The sequence below is a fragment of the Azotobacter tropicalis genome (assembly GCF_059739045.1).
In genome coordinates, this window is the sequence record NZ_AP046059.1 from 2,145,899 (window position 1) to 2,162,933 (window position 17,035).

10 protein-coding genes and 6 pseudogenes are annotated in these 17,035 nt (G+C 67.4%); 5 read left to right on the top strand and 11 right to left on the bottom strand.

Translation table 11 applies throughout. The features are described 5' to 3' along the window. Nucleotides 1-88: 88 nt before the first annotated feature. From hflC to Atro_RS10120, 10 genes and pseudogenes are all read right to left on the bottom strand, one after another. A complete protein-coding gene (gene hflC, locus Atro_RS10075) occupies nucleotides 89-958 on the bottom strand; it encodes a protease modulator HflC (protein WP_497927472.1) in 870 nt (289 codons plus the stop codon). Further along, the gene (hflK, locus tag Atro_RS10080; RefSeq protein ID WP_497927660.1) at nucleotides 958-1,908 is read right to left on the bottom strand and encodes an FtsH protease activity modulator HflK; all 951 of its coding nucleotides are present in this window, start codon (nucleotides 1,906-1,908) and stop codon (nucleotides 958-960) included. The genes hflC and hflK overlap by 1 nt, the downstream gene beginning before the upstream one ends. Next, a pseudogene (locus tag Atro_RS10085) lies at nucleotides 1,800-2,128 on the bottom strand (protease modulator HflK N-terminal domain-containing protein). The gene hflK and the pseudogene Atro_RS10085 overlap by 109 nt, the downstream one beginning before the upstream one ends. An 84-nt stretch (nucleotides 2,129-2,212) precedes the next feature. Next, a pseudogene (hflX, locus tag Atro_RS10090) lies at nucleotides 2,213-3,513 on the bottom strand (ribosome rescue GTPase HflX). A 12-nt stretch (nucleotides 3,514-3,525) separates the two neighbouring features. Beyond that, nucleotides 3,526-3,780: an RNA chaperone Hfq gene (gene hfq, locus Atro_RS10095; RefSeq protein WP_090619822.1), complete on the bottom strand. Its 255-nt coding sequence runs from the start codon at nucleotides 3,778-3,780 to the stop codon at nucleotides 3,526-3,528. Between the two features lie 91 nt (nucleotides 3,781-3,871). Further along, nucleotides 3,872-4,843: a tRNA (adenosine(37)-N6)-dimethylallyltransferase MiaA gene (gene miaA, locus Atro_RS10100; protein WP_497927473.1), complete on the bottom strand. Its 972-nt coding sequence runs from the start codon at nucleotides 4,841-4,843 to the stop codon at nucleotides 3,872-3,874. Nucleotides 4,844-4,924: 81 nt separating this feature from the next. Then, nucleotides 4,925-6,819 (bottom strand): annotated as a pseudogene (gene mutL, locus Atro_RS10105) (DNA mismatch repair endonuclease MutL). Continuing rightward, nucleotides 6,816-8,260, bottom strand: a pseudogene (locus Atro_RS10110) (N-acetylmuramoyl-L-alanine amidase). Before Atro_RS10110 ends, mutL begins: the two co-directional pseudogenes overlap by 4 nt. 21 nt (nucleotides 8,261-8,281) lie before the next feature. Continuing rightward, a pseudogene (tsaE, locus tag Atro_RS10115) lies at nucleotides 8,282-8,748 on the bottom strand (tRNA (adenosine(37)-N6)-threonylcarbamoyltransferase complex ATPase subunit type 1 TsaE). Further along, complete coding sequence (locus tag Atro_RS10120) at nucleotides 8,736-10,235, bottom strand: NAD(P)H-hydrate dehydratase (protein ID WP_497927474.1); 1,500 nt, start codon at nucleotides 10,233-10,235, stop codon at nucleotides 8,736-8,738. Before Atro_RS10120 ends, tsaE begins: the two are co-directional and overlap by 13 nt. Before the next feature lie 59 nt (nucleotides 10,236-10,294). Here Atro_RS10120 and queG point away from each other — a divergent pair, with 59 nt between their 5' ends. Then, entirely contained in the window at nucleotides 10,295-11,359 is a 1,065-nt protein-coding gene (queG, locus tag Atro_RS10125) for a tRNA epoxyqueuosine(34) reductase QueG (RefSeq protein ID WP_497927475.1), read from the top strand. Between the two features lie 5 nt (nucleotides 11,360-11,364). Here the strand turns inward: queG and orn are convergent, their stop codons facing one another. Continuing rightward, on the bottom strand, nucleotides 11,365-11,907 hold the full coding sequence (gene orn / locus Atro_RS10130; RefSeq protein WP_497927476.1) for an oligoribonuclease: 543 nt from the start codon (nucleotides 11,905-11,907) through the stop codon (nucleotides 11,365-11,367). A 91-nt stretch (nucleotides 11,908-11,998) separates the two neighbouring features. Between orn and rsgA the strand changes: the two genes are divergently transcribed. The 4 genes and pseudogenes from rsgA to Atro_RS10150 all read left to right on the top strand — a co-directional run bounded on the left by rsgA (nucleotide 11,999) and on the right by Atro_RS10150 (nucleotide 17,030). Next, nucleotides 11,999-13,030 (top strand): small ribosomal subunit biogenesis GTPase RsgA, encoded by a 1,032-nt coding sequence (gene rsgA / locus Atro_RS10135; RefSeq protein WP_497927477.1) that lies wholly within the window; start codon nucleotides 11,999-12,001, stop codon nucleotides 13,028-13,030. A gap of 68 nt (nucleotides 13,031-13,098) precedes the next feature. After that, complete coding sequence (gene rhdA / locus Atro_RS10140) at nucleotides 13,099-13,914, top strand: thiosulfate sulfurtransferase (RefSeq protein ID WP_497927478.1); 816 nt, start codon at nucleotides 13,099-13,101, stop codon at nucleotides 13,912-13,914. 9 nt (nucleotides 13,915-13,923) lie between these two features. Beyond that, nucleotides 13,924-14,793, top strand: coding sequence for an archaetidylserine decarboxylase (asd, locus tag Atro_RS10145; protein WP_497927479.1), 870 nt, complete (start codon nucleotides 13,924-13,926; stop codon nucleotides 14,791-14,793). A 171-nt stretch (nucleotides 14,794-14,964) separates the two neighbouring features. Beyond that, nucleotides 14,965-17,030: pseudogene (locus Atro_RS10150) on the top strand (EAL domain-containing protein). The last annotated feature ends 5 nt before the right edge of the window (nucleotides 17,031-17,035 follow it).

Sequence of the window (17,035 nt, forward strand, 5' to 3'; positions counted from 1 at the left end):
AAAAGCCGGGTTTTTCCCGGCTGGCTCATCATAACACGTTTTTAACTCAGAACATCCCGACGGGGCTTGTGGTCCCGTCGGGCCCGCATCATGGCTTGATCTGCTCTAGATAACGGAAGAACTCGCTCTTCGGATCCAAGATCAGTACATCCTTCTTGTCGGCGAAACTGCTGCGATAGGCCTGCAGGCTACGATAGAAGGCGTAGAACTCTTGGTCCTGTCGATAAGCCTGGGCATAGATATCGGCAGCCCGCGCATCACCCTCACCACGAACCTCCTCTGCTTCGCGATAGGCCTCGGCCAGCAACACCCGGCGCTGACGATCAGCATCGGCGCGAATCCCCTCGGCCAGCTCCTTGCCCTTGGCGCGGTGCTCGCGGGCCTCACGCTCGCGCTCGGTGCTCATGCGCTCGAATACGCTGCGATTGACCTCTTTCGGCAAATCGATGGCCTTCACCCGCACATCGATCACCTCGATTCCCAGCTCCTTGCGTGCCAGCCGATCAAGCATCTGGGTGATATCCGCCATTAGCGCATCGCGCTCGCCGGAAACCACCTCATGCAGGGTACGCTTGCCGAACTGGTCGCGCAGCCCGGACTCGAGACGACGCAGCAGACGCTCGTCGGCAACCTGCTTGAGGCCGGAAGTCGCGGTATAGAAGCGCTCGGCATCCGCCACCCGCCACTTGGCATAGGCATCGACCATTACTGCCTTCTTTTCCAGGGTGAGGAAGCGCTGAGTCGGCGAATCAAGCGTCAACAGGCGGGCATCGAACTTGCGCACCTTGTTGACGTATGGAATCTTCACGTGCAACCCAGGCTGGACATCGGTCTCGACGATGCGGCCGAACCGTAACAGGACGGCCTTTTCAGTTTGCGCCACGATGTAGAAGCTGTTCCAGACGACGATTGCCAGAACCACTCCGACGACCAGGGCAACCACGGACTTGTTGCTCATCAACGCCTCTCCCTTGAACGCAGGTCTCGCTGCTGCAGATCATTGACGACTTGCGAGCCCGTGTCGGCAGCGCCCGTCGCGGCAGGCGTCGGCAAACTGGCCGGAGCATTGCCGGCGCGTCCCTCGAGCATCTTGTCGAGCGGTAGGTAGAGCAGATTGTTCTGTCCACCCTCGGTAGCGACCAAGACCTTGCTACTGTTGCTCAGCACTTCCTGCATGGTTTCCAGATACAGGCGTTGACGCATCACTTCAGGAGCCTTGCGATACTCCTCCACCAGCTTGCCGAAACGCTGCGCCTCGCCCTGGGCGCGAGCCACAACCTCCTCGCGATAACCGTTGGCATCTTCGATGATTCGCTGGGCTTGGCCGCGCGCCTCGGGAATCATGCCATTGGCATAGGCTTCCGCCTGGTTACGCTCGCGCTGCTCGTCCTCGCGCGCCCGGATCACGTCATCGAACGCTTCCTGGACCTCACGTGGCGCCTGGGCGTTCTGCACGTTCACCTGACTCACGACAATGCCTGTTCGGTAGGTATCCAGAAAACGCTGCAAACGCTCCCGGACTTCGCTCGCCAGCAGCTCGCGCCCTTCGGTCAGCACCTGATCCATTTCGGTAGAGCCCACCACATGGCGCAGCGCGCTTTCCGTAGCATGCTGCAGACTGACCTCTGGCTGATCCACATTCAGCACAAAATCCTTCAGATTACCGATCTTGTACTGCACAGTGAGCGGTACTTCGACGATGTTCTCGTCTTCGGTAAGCATCTGCCCCTGCTTACTATAGGCCCGCTCGCGAGTGACATTTTCCACGTACTTGCGATCAATCGGCGGGAAATAGATATTCAGGCCCGGCCCGACAGTCTCGTGGTACTTGCCGAAACGCAGCACCACTGCCTGTTCCTGCTCGTCCAGCACGTAGATTGCGCTGTACAGCCAGAACGCCGCCAGCACTGCCAAGGCGATGCCGAACAGACCGAAACTGCCGCCCCTGCCTCCCGCCCGTCGCTACCGCGCCGTTTGCCGCCCAGCATGCCGTTCAGGCTTTCCTGCAACTTGCGGAACGCCTCGTCGAGGTCCGGCGGCCCCTTTCGGTCACCTCCACGACGCCCCCCCAGGGATCCTGATTGTTAGAATTGCCACCCGGCTCATTCCAAGCCATAGCGCTCTCCATCCGAAAAACACAGACGCACCTACGGCACGCCGCCCCATGCTAACCAATTGCCCGCTTCCAGCGGCAAAATCGCCGGCCGCGCTTTCATTGCAAAGTATGTTGCGCGATGAATTCGTCCGGTCGCAGCCCCTCTCGACTGACCAGACGATTCAGCTCGATCCGCGGCAAACGCACTGCCAGCAGGCTTTCCCCCTCCTCGTCATGCGTTTCGCTGCGCACCGCCCCAAGCGCGAAGAATTGCGCGCGTAGCCGACCCAGCCCCTGTGGTAGGCGCAGGGTTCCGATGAACAGATCATCCCCCAACAGCTCGGCGATGGCCTGGCGCAACAGATCCAGGCCACGACCATCGCGGGCCGAAACCCAGACCCGCTGCGGCTTGCCGCCGGCATCGCGCTGGATCTGCGGCTCCATGCCGTCAAACAGGTCCAGCTTGTTGTATACCTCGAGAATCGGCAGGCTATCGGCGCCGATCTCCCCCAGCACAGCCATGACCTGCTCGATCTGCGCCATGCGCTCGGGCTCATGGGCATCGACCACATGCAGCAGCAGGTCGGAATTGCTCGACTCCTCCAGCGTAGCGCGAAATGCCTCGACCAGCTTGTGCGGCAGATGACGGATGAATCCTACGGTATCGGCCAGCACCAACGCCCCCAGGTCATCCAGTTCGAGGCGGCGCAGGGTTGGATCGAGGGTAGCGAACAACTGGTTGGCCGCATAAACCTCGGAAGCCGTCAGGGCGTTGAATAGGGTGGATTTGCCGGCATTGGTGTAGCCGACTAGGGAAACCAGGGGAATCTCCGCACGCTGGCGACCGCGCCGCGCCTGTTCGCGCTGGCTGCGTACCTTTTCTAGGCGTTGGCGGATCTGCCGGATGCGCACTCGCAGCAGGCGCCGGTCGGTTTCCAACTGGGTTTCGCCGGGACCACGCAGGCCGATACCACCCTTCTGCCGCTCCAGGTGAGTCCAGCCGCGGACTAGCCGCGTGCTCATGTGCTCCAGTTGGGCCAGCTCGACCTGCAACTTGCCCTCGTGGGTCCGAGCGCGCTGGGCGAAGATATCCAGAATCAGGCCCGTCCGATCGAGCACCCGGCACTCGAAGGCGCGCTCCAGATTGCGCTCCTGGCTGGGGTCAGGATGTGATTGAAGATCACCAGCTCGGCCTGCTCGGTCCGGACCAGAGCGTGCAGTTCCTCGACCTTGCCGGTGCCGATCAGGTACTTGGCACTCGGCTGGTGGCGCGCCACACCGACAAACGCCACCACATCGGCACCTGCCGAGCGGGCAAGCTCCTGAAACTCCTGCGGATCCTCACGCGCCTCGGGATCCTGCCCCTCCAGATGAACCAGAATGGCCCGCTCTCCACCACCAGGGCGCTCAAAGAACAAGGCGTGCTCCTATCAGGCGTTGCCAGGCTCGGGCTGCTCACCCTCGCCCGCGGTGGGCAGACGCACGGGGCGGCTCGGCACCACGGTGGAAATCGCGTGCTTGTAGACCATCTGGCTGACCGTGTTCTTCAGCAGAATCACGAACTGGTCGAAGGATTCGATCTGGCCCTGCAGCTTGATGCCGTTGACCAGATAGATGGAAACCGGAACGCGCTCTTTGCGCAGCGTATTAAGGTAAGGGTCTTGTAGCGAATGCCCTTTTGACATGTGGAGCTCTCCTTTCAGGATGGTTTGGAAATCGAAGAAAAATGACAGGCCGCCCCCATGGAAAACCCAAAACGGCAGCAAGGAATGAAGTTCAGGCCAATATGGCGGCCGCCTCGAGGTATTTCAAGGTGCGTTGAAGATTGTCGTCCCCCAGGCTGTCCAACCAGTGGAGGTCGGTCCAGCTGCGCAACCAGGTGAATTGCCGCTTGGCTAGCTGGCGTGTGGCGATGATGCCGCGCTCGACCATCTGCTCCTGCGTCAACCGGCCATCCAGATGCTCCCACACCTGCCGGTAGCCGACTGCCCGCATGGAGGGCAGGCCCTCGTGCAGATCGCCACGCCGCCGCAAGGCCTCGACTTCGTCGACGAACCCCTGCTCCAGCATCAAGTGAAATCGCCGGGCGATCCGCTCGTGCAGAATCTGTCGCTGCGCAGGCGCCATTGCCAGATGGGCGACAGTATAAGGCAAATGCCCGGCCACCGAGTTGCCGGATAAAGGATTTTGCGCGACCTGACGCAACCGATGGGCGGTCATCGACAGGCCACTGACCCGATAGACCTCCAAGGCCCGCACCAGACGCTGGGGGTCGTTGGGGTGGATGCGCGCCGCCGACTCCGGATCGACCGCCGCCAGCTCCCTGTGCAGGGCCGGCCAGCCTTCCGCCGCACCCCGCGCCTCCAGCTCCGTGCGCAGCGCCGGATCGGCACCGGGCATGTCTGCCAACCCCTCCAGCAAGGCCTTGTAATAGAGCATGGTGCCCCCCACCAGCAGCGGGATGCGCCCCCGGGCGCTGATCTCCGCCATGGCCGCCAAGGCATCGGCGCGAAATTCAGCCGCGGAGTAGCTTTGCGCCGGATCGCGAATATCGATGAGGCGATGGGGAAACTCCGCCAGCAGCGCTTTCGAGGGCTTGGCCGTGCCGATGTCCATTCCGCGGTAGACCAGCGCCGAGTCGACACTGATCAGCTCGCACGGCAGGACCCGCGCCAGCTCCAGCGCCAGATCGGTCTTGCCGGAGGCGGTCGGTCCCATGAGGAAGATAGCGGGAGGCAGACGGGACATCAGCAAACTCGGCACAAGTGCGAAAGGGGGGACATAGTTTCAGGCGCCGGGTGGCAGGCTGCAAGCGGCCCCGCCCCTCGGCTAGCGGCCGCGCAGGAACAGCTTGTCCAGCTCGTCCATGCCCAGTTGGGTCCAGGTCGGCCGCCCGTGGTTGCACTGTCCGCTACGCTCGGTCTGCTCCATGTCGCGCAGCAAGGCATTCATCTCCGGCAGGGTCAGGCGCCGGCTGGCGCGCACCGCACCATGGCAAGCCATGGTCGCCAGCAACTCGTTGAGGTGGGCCTGGATGCGATCGCTGCTCCCGTACTCCAAAAGATCGGCCAGCACATCGCGCACCAGCTGGCCCGCTTCGGCCTGGCGAAGCAATGCCGGCGTCTGGCGGATCGCCAGAGTCTCCGGCCCGAGGCGCTGCAGTTCGAAGCCCAGCCGCTGGAACCACTCAGCATGCTCCTCGACGCAGTCCGCCTCGCGCTGGCTGAGGGCCAGGCTTTCCGGCACCAGTAGCGGCTGGCCGCGCAAACCCTCGCTAGCCATGGCGACCTTCAGCCGTTCGTACGTGATCCGCTCGTGGGCCGCGTGCATGTCCACCAGCACCAGGCCGTGGACATTCTCGGCGAGGATGTAGATGCCCTTGAGCTGGGCCAGGGCATAGCCGAGCGGCGGAATACCGCTCAGCGGAGTGCCGCCCCCTCTGGCGGAGTCGCGGGCTCGCCTCCGGACTCGGTCAGTGGCGCGAAAAACTCTCGATAGACACCCGCGGACTCGGCGGAGCGCCCTGCCGGCCGCGGCGAAGGCGCCTGATAGCCGGCGCCCGCTCCCGTCCAGGCGGCCGGCCTTTCGGACTCCCGTTTCGCCAGACGCTCGAACAGCGGTATTTCACCCTGCCCGCGGAACTCGCCAGCGGCCGGTCCGGCCGGCGGCGTCGATGGTGTTACGGCCGCAGGCGCCGCCAGACGGTCCTCGGGCCGCACCTCGCCCAGCGCATGATGCAGGGTGCCATAAAGGAAATCGTGGACAATGCGGCTGTCGCGAAAACGCACTTCGTGCTTGGTCGGGTGCACGTTGACGTCCACCACCGCCGGATCGATTTCGAGAAACAGCACGAAGGTCGGATGCCGGCCGTTGAACAGCACGTCGCGATAGGCCTGACGCACCGCATGGGCAACCAGCTTGTCGCGCACCATGCGCCCGTTGACGTAGAAGTACTGCAGGTCGGCCTGGCTGCGCGAGAAGGTCGGCAGGCCGACCCAGCCCCACAGGCGCAAGCCGCCCCGCTCGACCTCAATGGGCAGCGCCTGCTCCAGGAAGGCCGGCCCGCAGACTGCCGCCACCCGCCGCGCGCGAGCCACTTCGTCGCCGGCCTCGTGCAGGGTCAGCGCGCTGCGGCCGTTGTGGCGCAGGTGAAAAGCCACGTCGAAGCGCGCCAGGGCCAGGCGCCTGATGACCTCCTGCAGATGCTCGAACTCGGTCTTCTCCGCGCGCAGAAACTTGCGCCGCGCCGGCGTATTGAAGAACAGGTCGCGCACCTCCACCGAGGTGCCGACCGGATGTGCCGCCGGCTGTACCCGCGCCTCCATGTCGCGCCCCTCGGTTTCCACTTGCCAGGCCTGCCCGGCATCGGCGGTACGTGAGGTCAGGGTCAGACGCGCCACCGAGCCGATCGAGGCCAGCGCCTCGCCGCGAAAGCCCAGGCTCGTTACCCGCTCGAGATCCTCCAGATCGCGGATCTTGCTGGTGGCATGGCGGGCCAGGGCCAGTGGCAAGTCGTCGGCGGCGATGCCGCAGCCGTCATCGCGTATCCGCAGCAGCTTGACGCCGCCCTGCTCCACCTCGATGTCGATGCGCCGGGCGCCGGCGTCCAGACTGTTCTCCAGCAACTCCTTGGCCACCGAGGCGGGGCGCTCGACCACCTCGCCGGCGGCGATCTGGTTGGCCAGCCGCGGACTCAGCAGCTGGATGCGCGCCGGGCCGCTCATGGCTGGGCGGCCAGGGTGGCGGCCGGGATGTCGAGGACCTGGCCGACCTTCAGCTCGTCGCTCTTCAGCCGGTTGGCGCTACGCAGCGCCGCCGTGCCGACCTGATAGCGCTCGGCGATCAGCGCCAGGGTTTCGCCGGAGCTGACCACATGCTCTTGCCGCCCCTGGGCGATCTTTCCGGAATCGCGCAGCCAGGCGATGTAGGTGCCCGGCGGCGGATTCTGGTGGAAGAACTGCCGCACCCCGCCATGGATGGAGCGCGCCAGCGCCTGCTGGTGACTGCGGGTCTGCAGCTTGTCGGACTCGCCGGGATTGGAGATGAACCCAGTCTCCACCAGGATCGACGGGATGTCCGGCGACTTCAGCACCATGAAGCCGGCCTGCTCGACCCGCTCCTTGTGCAGCGGGGTGATCCGCCCCATGTTGCTCAGCACCTTCTGCCCGACGTTCAGGCTGGAGGACAGCGAGGCGGTCATCGACAGGTCGAGCAGCACGCCGGCGAGCATGCGGTCCTTGTCCTCCAGGCTGACGCTGCCGGCGCCGCCGATCAGATCCGAGCGGTTCTCGCTGTCGGCCAGCCAGCGTGCCGTCTCCGAAGTCGCGCCGCGATCGGACAGGGCATAGACCGAGGCACCGAAAGCCGACGAGCGCGGCGCGGCGTCGGCATGGATGGAGACGAACAGGTCGGCGCCCTTCTTGCGGGCGATCTCGGTGCGCCGGCGCAGCGGAATGAAGTAGTCGCCGGTGCGCACCAGCTCGGCGCGAAAGCCCTTCTCGGCGTTGATCTGCTGCTGCAGCTCGCGCGCGATGGCCAGGACCACGTGCTTCTCCTGTGCACCTTCCGGACCGATGGCCCCGGATCCTCGCCGCCGTGGCCGGCATCGATGGCGATCACGATGTCGCGCCGCCCCCTGGACAAAGGCGCAGTCGCCTTGGCTGTCGGCTTGGTCGGCGTCACCACCGGAACCGGCACAGGTACTGGCACGGGCACCGGCTTGGTGGTTGCGACGCGCGTCGGCGGCAGCTCGGGCGCCACGCTCGGCTCCGGCTCCTGATCGTAGAGATCGAGCACCAGACGATGGCCGTACTGCTGATTGGGAGCGAGGGTGAAGCTCTTGGGCACCACCGACTTGGATAGGTCGAGGACCAGGCGCAGATCGTTCGGGGTCCGCTGTGCCGCGCGCAGGCCGCTGATCGGGGTATTGCCGAGGGCGAGCTTGTCCAGCTGGGTGCGCAGCTGGGCGCCGTTGACGTCGATGACGATCCGGTGCGGCGCGGTCAGGGTGAACACACTGTGCTGCACCTGGCCAGTCAGATCGAATACCAGACGGGTATTGTCCGGCGCACGCCACAGGCGCACGCCGCGCACTTCCGCGGCGGCCCAGGCATCGACGCCCAAGGCGGCGAGCAAAAGGCCGACGCCGACGGCCCAGGCACGCATGGGAATAGCCCACATAGTCTTCTAGTTCTCCTGAGCCAGAGAGGCGCACCAGGCTTCGCCCGAGCGCCATGGGGCGACAGGCGCAAGACGCGGCCTCCCGCTTGCTGGGTAATGGTAATGTCAAGGTCCGGCCTCGGCAAAAAGCCCGAGCCGCGCTGCGGCCACTCGACCAGGCACAGCGCGTCACCCTCGAAATAGTCACGGATGCCAAGAAATTCAAGCTCTTCCGGATCACTCAGGCGATACAGGTCGAAGTGATAAGCCTGCCGCTCGCCGATCCGGTAGGGTTCGACCAGGGTGAAGGTCGGGCTCTTCACCGCCCCGGCATGCCCCAGACCGCGCAGGATGCCGCGCGACAGGGTGGTCTTGCCGGCACCAAGATCGCCGTGCAGGAAGATCGTTCCGCAGCCCTGGGAGAGCGCGCCGAGGCGTTCACCCAGGGCCAGTTGGGCCGCCTCGTCGGCGGCGAAAAGGCTCAGCTCAGGCACGGCGAATGCTCCTCCAGCAACTGGCGGATCGGCGCGAACAGATCGCTGGCCAGCAGCCCGCGGCCCATCGGCGCCAGCCGTTCGCCGGCCCGGGCATGCAGCCAGACCGCCAGACAGGCGGCCTCGAAGGGGGCCAAGCCCTGGGCCAGCAAGGCACCGACCAGCCCGGCCAGGACATCGCCGAGCCCCGCCCCGGCCATCGCCGGATGGCCGTGGTCGCACAGCGCCAGGCGCCCTTCGGGGTCGGCCACCAGACTGCCGGCGCCCTTGAGAACGACCGCCGCGCCATAGCGCCGTGCCAGGGCGAGGGCTGCCGCCGGCCGGTCGGCCTGCACCGTCCCGATAGCGCAGCCCAAAAGGCGCGCGGCCTCGCCGGGATGAGGCGTCAGCACGGCCTTCGCCGGTGCGCCCAGTGCGCCGGCAGCGAGCAGGTTCAGCGCATCGGCGTCCCATACCTGCGGCTGGGCGAGACCGGCCGCCGCCGACAGCAGGCTGCGCCCCCAGGCCTCCTGGCCGAGGCCCGGGCCGACCACCAGCACATCGGCGCGAGTCATCAGCGCCAGCGCCTGGTTGGCCGAGTCGACGCCGCGGCTCATCAGCTCCGGACGCCGTGCCAGCGCCGCCGTCACGTGCGCACCGCGGGTCGCCAGACTGACCAGTCCCGCGCCGGCGCGCAGGGCGCTTTCCGCACTGAGCAGCGCCGCCCCGCCGAGACCGAGGTCGCCGCCGACCACCAGCACATGGCCGAAATGGCCCTTGTGCGCAGTGCGCGGGCGTGGCGCCAGGCGCGCCAGACTACCGGCCGCCAGCCGCCGGGCCATGGCCGGGTGCGTAGCGACGATCTGCGGGTCGGCCGCCAGATCGGCGAACACCAGCGCGCCGACATGATCCGACGCCTCGCCAGTGAACAGCCCGATCTTGAGGCCGATGAAGGTCACCGTCAGCTCGGCGCGCACCGCCACGCCCAATGCGCAGCCGGTATCGGCGCTAAGTCCGGAAGGAATGTCCACCGCCAGCACCGGCAGACCGCTGGCATTGATCTGGCGGATCGCCTGGGCGTAGGGTTCGCGTACCGCGCCACCGAGACCGGTACCGAGCAGGGCATCGACGAGCACGCCGTCCAGCGGCGCGCATTCGCTCCAGGACCCGATCGTCACTCCCGCCTGCCGCGCCTCGTCCCAGGCCAGCGCCGCGTCGCCCTGCAACTGCTGCGGATCGCTCACCGCCAGCACCCGCACGCGCCAGCCGGCACGCTGTGCCAGCGCGGCGATCAGGTAGCCATCGCCGGCATTGTTGCCACGCCCGGCCAGCACCGTCACGGCACCGGCCTGCGGCCAGCGCCGACGCAGGGCCCGCCAGGCGGCATGGGCGGCGCGTTGCATCAGTTCGAAGCCGAGTGTGCCGGCGGCGATCAGCCGCGCGTCGAGGTCACGCACCTGAGCGGCGCTGTAAAGGGAAAGCGGCAAATCTTCCTGGATGTCTGGCATGCGTCGATCGGCTCCGAGGTCTGGCAGAATTATCGCATCGAATACAGGTTTTCTTCAGCATGTCCGCCACTCCTCCCGATCCCGCCCGCCTCGCCCAGTCGATCAAGGACTGGGGCCGCGAGCTGGGCTTCCAGCAGGTCGGTATCGCCGGCATCGAGCTGGGCGAGCATGCGACCCATCTGCAGCGTTGGCTGGCCGCCGGCTACCAGGGCGAGATGGACTACATGGCCGCCCACGGCGACAAGCGCTCGCGCCCGGCCGAACTGGTACCCGGCACCCTGCGGGTGATCTCGCTGCGCATGGACTACCTGCCGGGCGACACGCGGATGGCCGAGCGCCTCGCCGCGCCGGAGCAGGCCTACCTGTCCCGCTACGCCCTCGGCCGCGATTACCACAAGCTGATCCGCAAGCGCCTACAGCAGCTGGCCGAACGCATCCTGGGCGAGATCGGCCCGTTCGGCTACCGCGCCTTCGTCGACAGCGCCCCGGTGCTGGAGAAGGCCCTCGCCGAGCAGGCCGGGCTCGGCTGGATCGGCAAGAACACCCTGCTGCTCAACAAGAAGGCCGGCAGCTGGTTCTTCCTCGGCGAGCTGTACGTCGATCTGCCCCTGCCCACGGACGAAGCGCACGCCGGCGAACATTGCGGGCGCTGCTCGGCCTGCCTGGACAGCTGCCCGACCGGCGCCTTCGTCGGCCCCAGGCAGCTCGACGCACGGCGCTGCATCTCCTATCTGACCATCGAGCTGAAGGGGCCGATCCCGGTGGAACTACGTCCGCTGGTCGGCAACCGGGTGTTCGGCTGCGACGATTGCCAGCTGGTCTGCCCCTGGAACCGCTTCGCCCGGCCCACCGCGGAAGGCGACTTCCAGCCGCGCCATGGCCTGGACAACGCCGAACTGGCCACACTGTTCCGGTGGAGCGAGGCCGAATTCCTCGCCCGCAGCGAAGGCTCGCCGCTGCGCCGCGCCGGCTACGAGCGCTGGCTGCGCAACCTGGCGGTCGGCTTGGGCAACGCGCCCTCGACCATTCCGGTGCTCGAGGCGCTCGCGGCGCGCCGCGAGCATCCCTCGGCGCTGGTGCGCGAGCATGTGCTCTGGGCGCTGCGCCGGCATGGCCGGGCCTGATCGCCTCAATATTTGATGAAATGCTCGCGGTAATGGCGCAGTTCGGCGATGGACTCGCGAATGTCGTCCAGCGCCAGGTGGGTGGCGCTCTTCTTGAAGCTGTCGCGCACCTGCGGCGCCCAGCGCCCGGCCAGTTCCTTGAGGGTCGAGACATCGATATGGCGATAGTGAAACCAGGCTTCCAGGGCCGGCATGTAGCGGGCGAGGAAGCGCCGATCCTGGCAGATGCTGTTGCCGCACATCGGCGACTTGCCCTTGGGCACCCATTGCTCGAGGAAGGCGAGGGTCTGCGCCTCGGCCGTCGCGGTATCGATGCGGCTGTCGCGGACCCGCTGGGTCAGGCCGGAACGGCCATGCTGACGGGTGTTCCACTCATCCATGCCGGCGAGGGCCTCTTCACTCTGGTGCACGGCGATCACCGGCCCCTCGGCCAGCACGTTCAGCTCGCTGTCGGTGACGATGATCGCCATCTCGATGATGACGTCCCGTTCCGGATTCAGGCCGGTCATTTCCAGGTCGATCCAGATCAGATTCTGCGGGTTCTGCATAACTAGGCTCCTTGGCTTTGCCGCAGTTTAGCAGGGCCCGGCCCGTGCTAAACTCGCCGCCCCCAGCCACCCGCGACCGAATCCCCGAGCCATGGCCAAACGCCAACTGACCCGCCGCCAGAGCTGGCGCATCGAGAAGATCCAGGAGGAGCGCGCCGCCCGCGCCGCCAAGCGCGAGTCGCGCGCCGTGGAAGAACTGGAGGGCGGCGACCTGGGCCCGGAGCAGAACGGCCTGGTGATCGCCCACTTCGGCGTCCAGGTGGAGGTCGAGGCCGAGGACGGCGAGCTGGCCGGACAGATCTGCCGCTGCCACCTGCGCGCCAACCTGCCGGCCCTGGTCACCGGCGACCGGGTGGTCTGGCGCGCCGGCAACCAGGGCGTCGGGGTGATCGTCGCGCAACTGCCGCGGCGCAGCGAACTGTGCCGGCCGGACATGCGCGGCCAGCTCAAGCCGGTGGCGGCCAACGTCGACCAGATCGTCATCGTCTTCGCCCCACTGCCCGAACCCCACGCCAACCTCATCGACCGCTACCTGATCGCCGCCGAACATGCCGGCATTCGCCCGCTGCTGCTGCTGAACAAGGCCGATCTGGTGAGCGAGGAGAACGCTGCCAACCTCGACGCCCTGCTCGCCACCTACCAGCGCCTCGGCTACCCGCTGCTGGAGGTCTCGGCCCGCCAGGGCGCCGGCATGCCGGCGCTGCAGACGGCGCTGGACGGCCACGTCAGCGTCTTCGTCGGCCAGTCCGGGGTGGGCAAGTCGTCGCTGGTCAACAGCCTGCTGCCCGGCGTGGACACCCGCGTCGGCGCCCTTTCCGAGTTGACCGGCAAGGGCATGCACACCACCACCACGGCCCGGCTGTTCCACTTCCCCGGCGGCGGCCAGCTGATCGACTCGCCCGGCATCCGCGAATTCGGCCTGGGCCACGTCAGCCGCGACGACGTCGAGGCCGGCTTCATCGAGTTCCGCGAGCTGCTCGGCCACTGCCGCTTCCGCGACTGCAAGCACGACCGCGAACCCGGCTGCGCGCTGCTCAAGGCTCTCGAGGAAGGCCGTATCCAGCCGCAGCGCATGGCCAGCTACCGGCATATCCTCGCCAGCCTGCCCGAGCCCGAATACTGACCCCGTGCCGGAGCCCGCCGGGCTGCGGCTACAATCCATCCCCTCCCCCCTCCTGCCTGGAGCATCCCATGGACGATTTCGCCTCGCTGCCGCTGGTCATCGAACCGGCCGATCTGGATGGACGCCTGAACGCGCCCGAGCTGATCCTGGTCGACCTGACCAACGCCGCCCGCTACGCCGAAGGCCATATTCCCGGCGCGCGCTTCGTCGACCCCAAGCGCACCCAGCTCGGCCAGCCGCCGGCGCCCGGCCTGCTGCCGACCCGGGAGCAGCTGGAAGCCCTGTTCGGCGAGCTCGGCCATCGCCCCGAGGCGGTCTACGTGGTCTACGACGACGAGGGCGGCGGCTGGGCCGGGCGCTTCGTCTGGCTGCTCGATGTCATCGGCCACCCGCACTACCACTACCTGAACGGCGGCCTCACCGCCTGGCTGGCGGAAGGCCGGACGCTGTCCCGGGACGTTCCGGCGCCGGCCGGCGGCCCCGTGCCCCTCGTGCTGCACGACGAACCGACCGCTACCCGCGACTATCTGCAGAGCCGCCTCGGCGCCCCCGACCTGGCGATCTGGGACGCCCGCTCGCCGCAGGAGTACCGCGGCGAGAAGGTGCTCGCGGCGAAGGGCGGGCACATCCCCGGCGCGCTCAACTTCGAATGGACCGCCGCCATGGACCCGGCCCGCGCCCTGCGTATCCGCGCCGACATCGCCGACTGCCTGACGGCGCTGGGCATCACCCCGGACAAGGAGGTCGTCACCCACTGCCAGACCCATCACCGCTCCGGCCTGACCTACCTGATCGCCAAGGCCCTCGGCTACCCGCGGGTCAAGGGCTATGCCGGCTCCTGGGGCGAATGGGGCAACCACCCCGATACGCCGGTGGAAATCTAAGGAGACTCGATGAAAGACTGCCTGTTCCTGCTCGGCCAGCACCTGCTGCCCCACCACCTGTCGCGGGCGGCCGGCTGCCTCGCCGAATGCCGTATCCCTTGGGTCAAGAACACCTTCATCAAGGTCTTCGCCCGGCATTTCCAGGTCGACATGCGCGAGGCGTTGGTCGAGGAGCCGACTGCCTACGAGCATTTCAACGCCTTCTTCACCCGCGCCCTGAAGGCCGATGCCCGCCCGCTCGACCCCGCGCCCGGCGCCGTGCTCAGCCCGGCCGACGGCGCCGTCAGCCAGCTCGGCATCATCGAACAGGGGCGCATCTTCCAGGCCAAAGGCCACAGCTTCAGCGTGCAGGAACTGCTCGGCGGCGACCCGGCCGCCGCCGCGCCCTTCCAGGGCGGCCACTTCGCCACCGTCTACCTGTCGCCCAAGGATTACCACCGCGTGCACATGCCGCTGGCCGGCACCCTGCGCGAGATGATCCACGTGCCGGGACAGCTGTTCTCGGTGAACCGCCTCACCGCCGAGAACGTGCCGGAGCTGTTCGCCCGCAACGAGCGGCTGGTCTGCCTGTTCGACACCGAATGCGGCCCCATGGCCGTGGTGCTGGTCGGCGCGATGATCGTCGCCAGCATCGAGACGGTCTGGGCCGGGGCGATCACCCCGCCGTCGCGGCAAGTCAAGCGCTGGCATTACGGCGAAGCGGCGCGCTCGTCCATCCGCCTGGACAAGGGCGCGGAGCTCGGGCGCTTCAAGCTCGGCTCGACGGCGATCATCCTGTTCGGCCCGGACCAGGTGCGCTGGCGCGACGAACTCGCGCCCCTCGGTCAGCTGCGCATGGGCCAGGCCATCGGCCAGGTGCAGTCGCCAGGCGCTGCCTGACCGTCCGTCGGGTATGCGGGATGCCGGTCACAGCCGGCCTTCCCGCACTTTGACTCCCCCAGGCGGGCCTTGTAGATTCCGCCAACTCCTGTTCCGCGGTGGACGGGTCGGAAGAAGCCTCGAACGGCTTTCGGCGGCCCGCAACCGCCCTGTGCCGACTCCGTTCCCGCCATGGCCATCGAGAAGAAAACCGTCCGCCTGCTGATTCTGGAAGACTCGCAGAACGAGGCCGAGCGCCTGGTCAGCCTGTTCCGCAATGCCGGCCGCGCGACCCGGGTGCACCGCCTGACCTCCAGCGAGGACCTCGCCGAGGCCCTGCAGCAGAGCTGGGATTTGCTGATCGCCGCCCCGCACAGTGAGAACCTCAGTCCCGCCGAGGCGATCGCCACCCTCCGCCGCCAGGCCAAGGACATCCCCTTTCTCCAGCTGCTGCCGGACAACGATTCCGATGCAATCACCGAAGCCCTCATGCTCGGGCCCAGGACGCCCTGCCCCAGGGCGAGGACGAGCGCCTGATCCTGGTCGCCAACCGCGAGCTGGCTGCCCTGGACGAGCGGCGCGCCCGGCGCAGCGCGGAAATCGCCCTGCGCGAAGCCGAGAAGCGCTGCCAGCTGCTGCTCGACAGCTCGGTGGACGCCATCGCCTACGTGCACGACGGCATGCACATCTACGCCAACCACGCCTACCTGGAGCTGTTCGGCTACGAGGAAGCCGACGAGCTGGAAGGCATGCCGATGATCGACCTGATCGCCGAGCGCGACCAGACCCGCTTCCGCGACTTCCTGAAGCACTACGCCAGCGGCCGCGGCGAAGGCGCGCTGCACTGCAGCGGGATCAGCGCCGAAGGCCGCCAGTTCCGTATGCGCATCGACCTGTCGCCGGCCAGCTACGACGGCGAGCCCTGCATCCAGGCGGTGCTGCGCGCCGAAAGCATCCAGAGCGAGCTGGAAGAGAAACTGCGCGAGGTCAGCTGCCAGGATCTGGTCACCGGCCTGTTCAACCGCAACCACTTCCTCGAGCTGCTCGACAGCGCCTGCGCGCGGGCGGTCAACGCCGGCCAGCCGTCCTGCCTGGCCTATCTGCGTCTCGACCGCTACGCCCAGCTGCACGCCGACCTTGGCCTCGCCGGCATCGACCGGTTGCTCGCCGACCTGGCCACGCTGCTGCGCGGCGCGTTCCCCGCCGACGTCCTGCTGGCCCGCTTCGCCGACGATGCCTTCACCGTGTTGCAGCCTGGTCTGACCCCGGAACAGGCGCAAAGCGGACTCGCCGCCCTGCTGAAAAAGGTCGAGACCCACCTGTTCGAGGTCGCCGACCGAACCGTGCAACTGACCCTGTCGATCGGCGCTGCCGGCCTCAACGAGACGACGCCCAAGGCCCAGGAGGCGATCGAACGCGCCCACCGTTGCGCCGACGCGCTGGCCGACGGCAACGCCCTGAAACTCTACGACCCGCTCGAGGCATTGGCCGCCGAGGCCAGCCGCGGCAGCGTCGTCGCCATGCTCCGCCATGCGCTGGAGACGGACAGCTTCCGCCTGCTGTTCCAGCCGATCATCAGCCTGCGCGGGGACAGCACCGAGCACTACGAGGTTCTGCTGCGGCTGATCGACCCCCAGGGCAAGGAAGTGCCGCCCGCCGACTTCCTCGCCGCCGCCGACGAAGCCGGCCTGGCCGTCACCCTGGACCGCTGGGTGCTCCTCAGTGCCATCCGCCAGCTCGCCGCGCATCGTGCCAAGGGCCACGACACCCGCCTGTTCGTCCACCTGTCGGCCGCCAGCCTGCAGGACCCGGCGCTGCTGCCCTGGCTCGGCACGGCGCTGCGCGCAGCGCGGCTGCCCGCCGCGGCGCTGATCCTGCAGCTCGACGAAGCCGACGCGACCGTCTACCTCAAGCAGGCCAGGGCCCTGCTCGAAGGGCTCGCCGCGCTGCACGGCAAGAGCGCGCTGATCCACTTCGGCTGCGCCCTCAACCCGTTCAACACGCTCAAGCACCTACCGGTGGACTACGTCAAGGTCGACGACTCCTTCACCCGCAACCTCGCCGAGGAAGAAGGCCGGGAAAGCCTCAAGGCCCTGCTCGCCAGCCTGCATGCCCAGGCCAAGCCAAGCATAGTGCCGAGCATCGAGCAGGCCAGCGTGCTGGCAACCCTCTGGCAGGCCGGGGTCAGCTATATCCAGGGCTACTATCTGCAGGCGCCGGGCCCGGCTATGGACTACGAGTTTCCCAGCGAAGCGTAATGAGC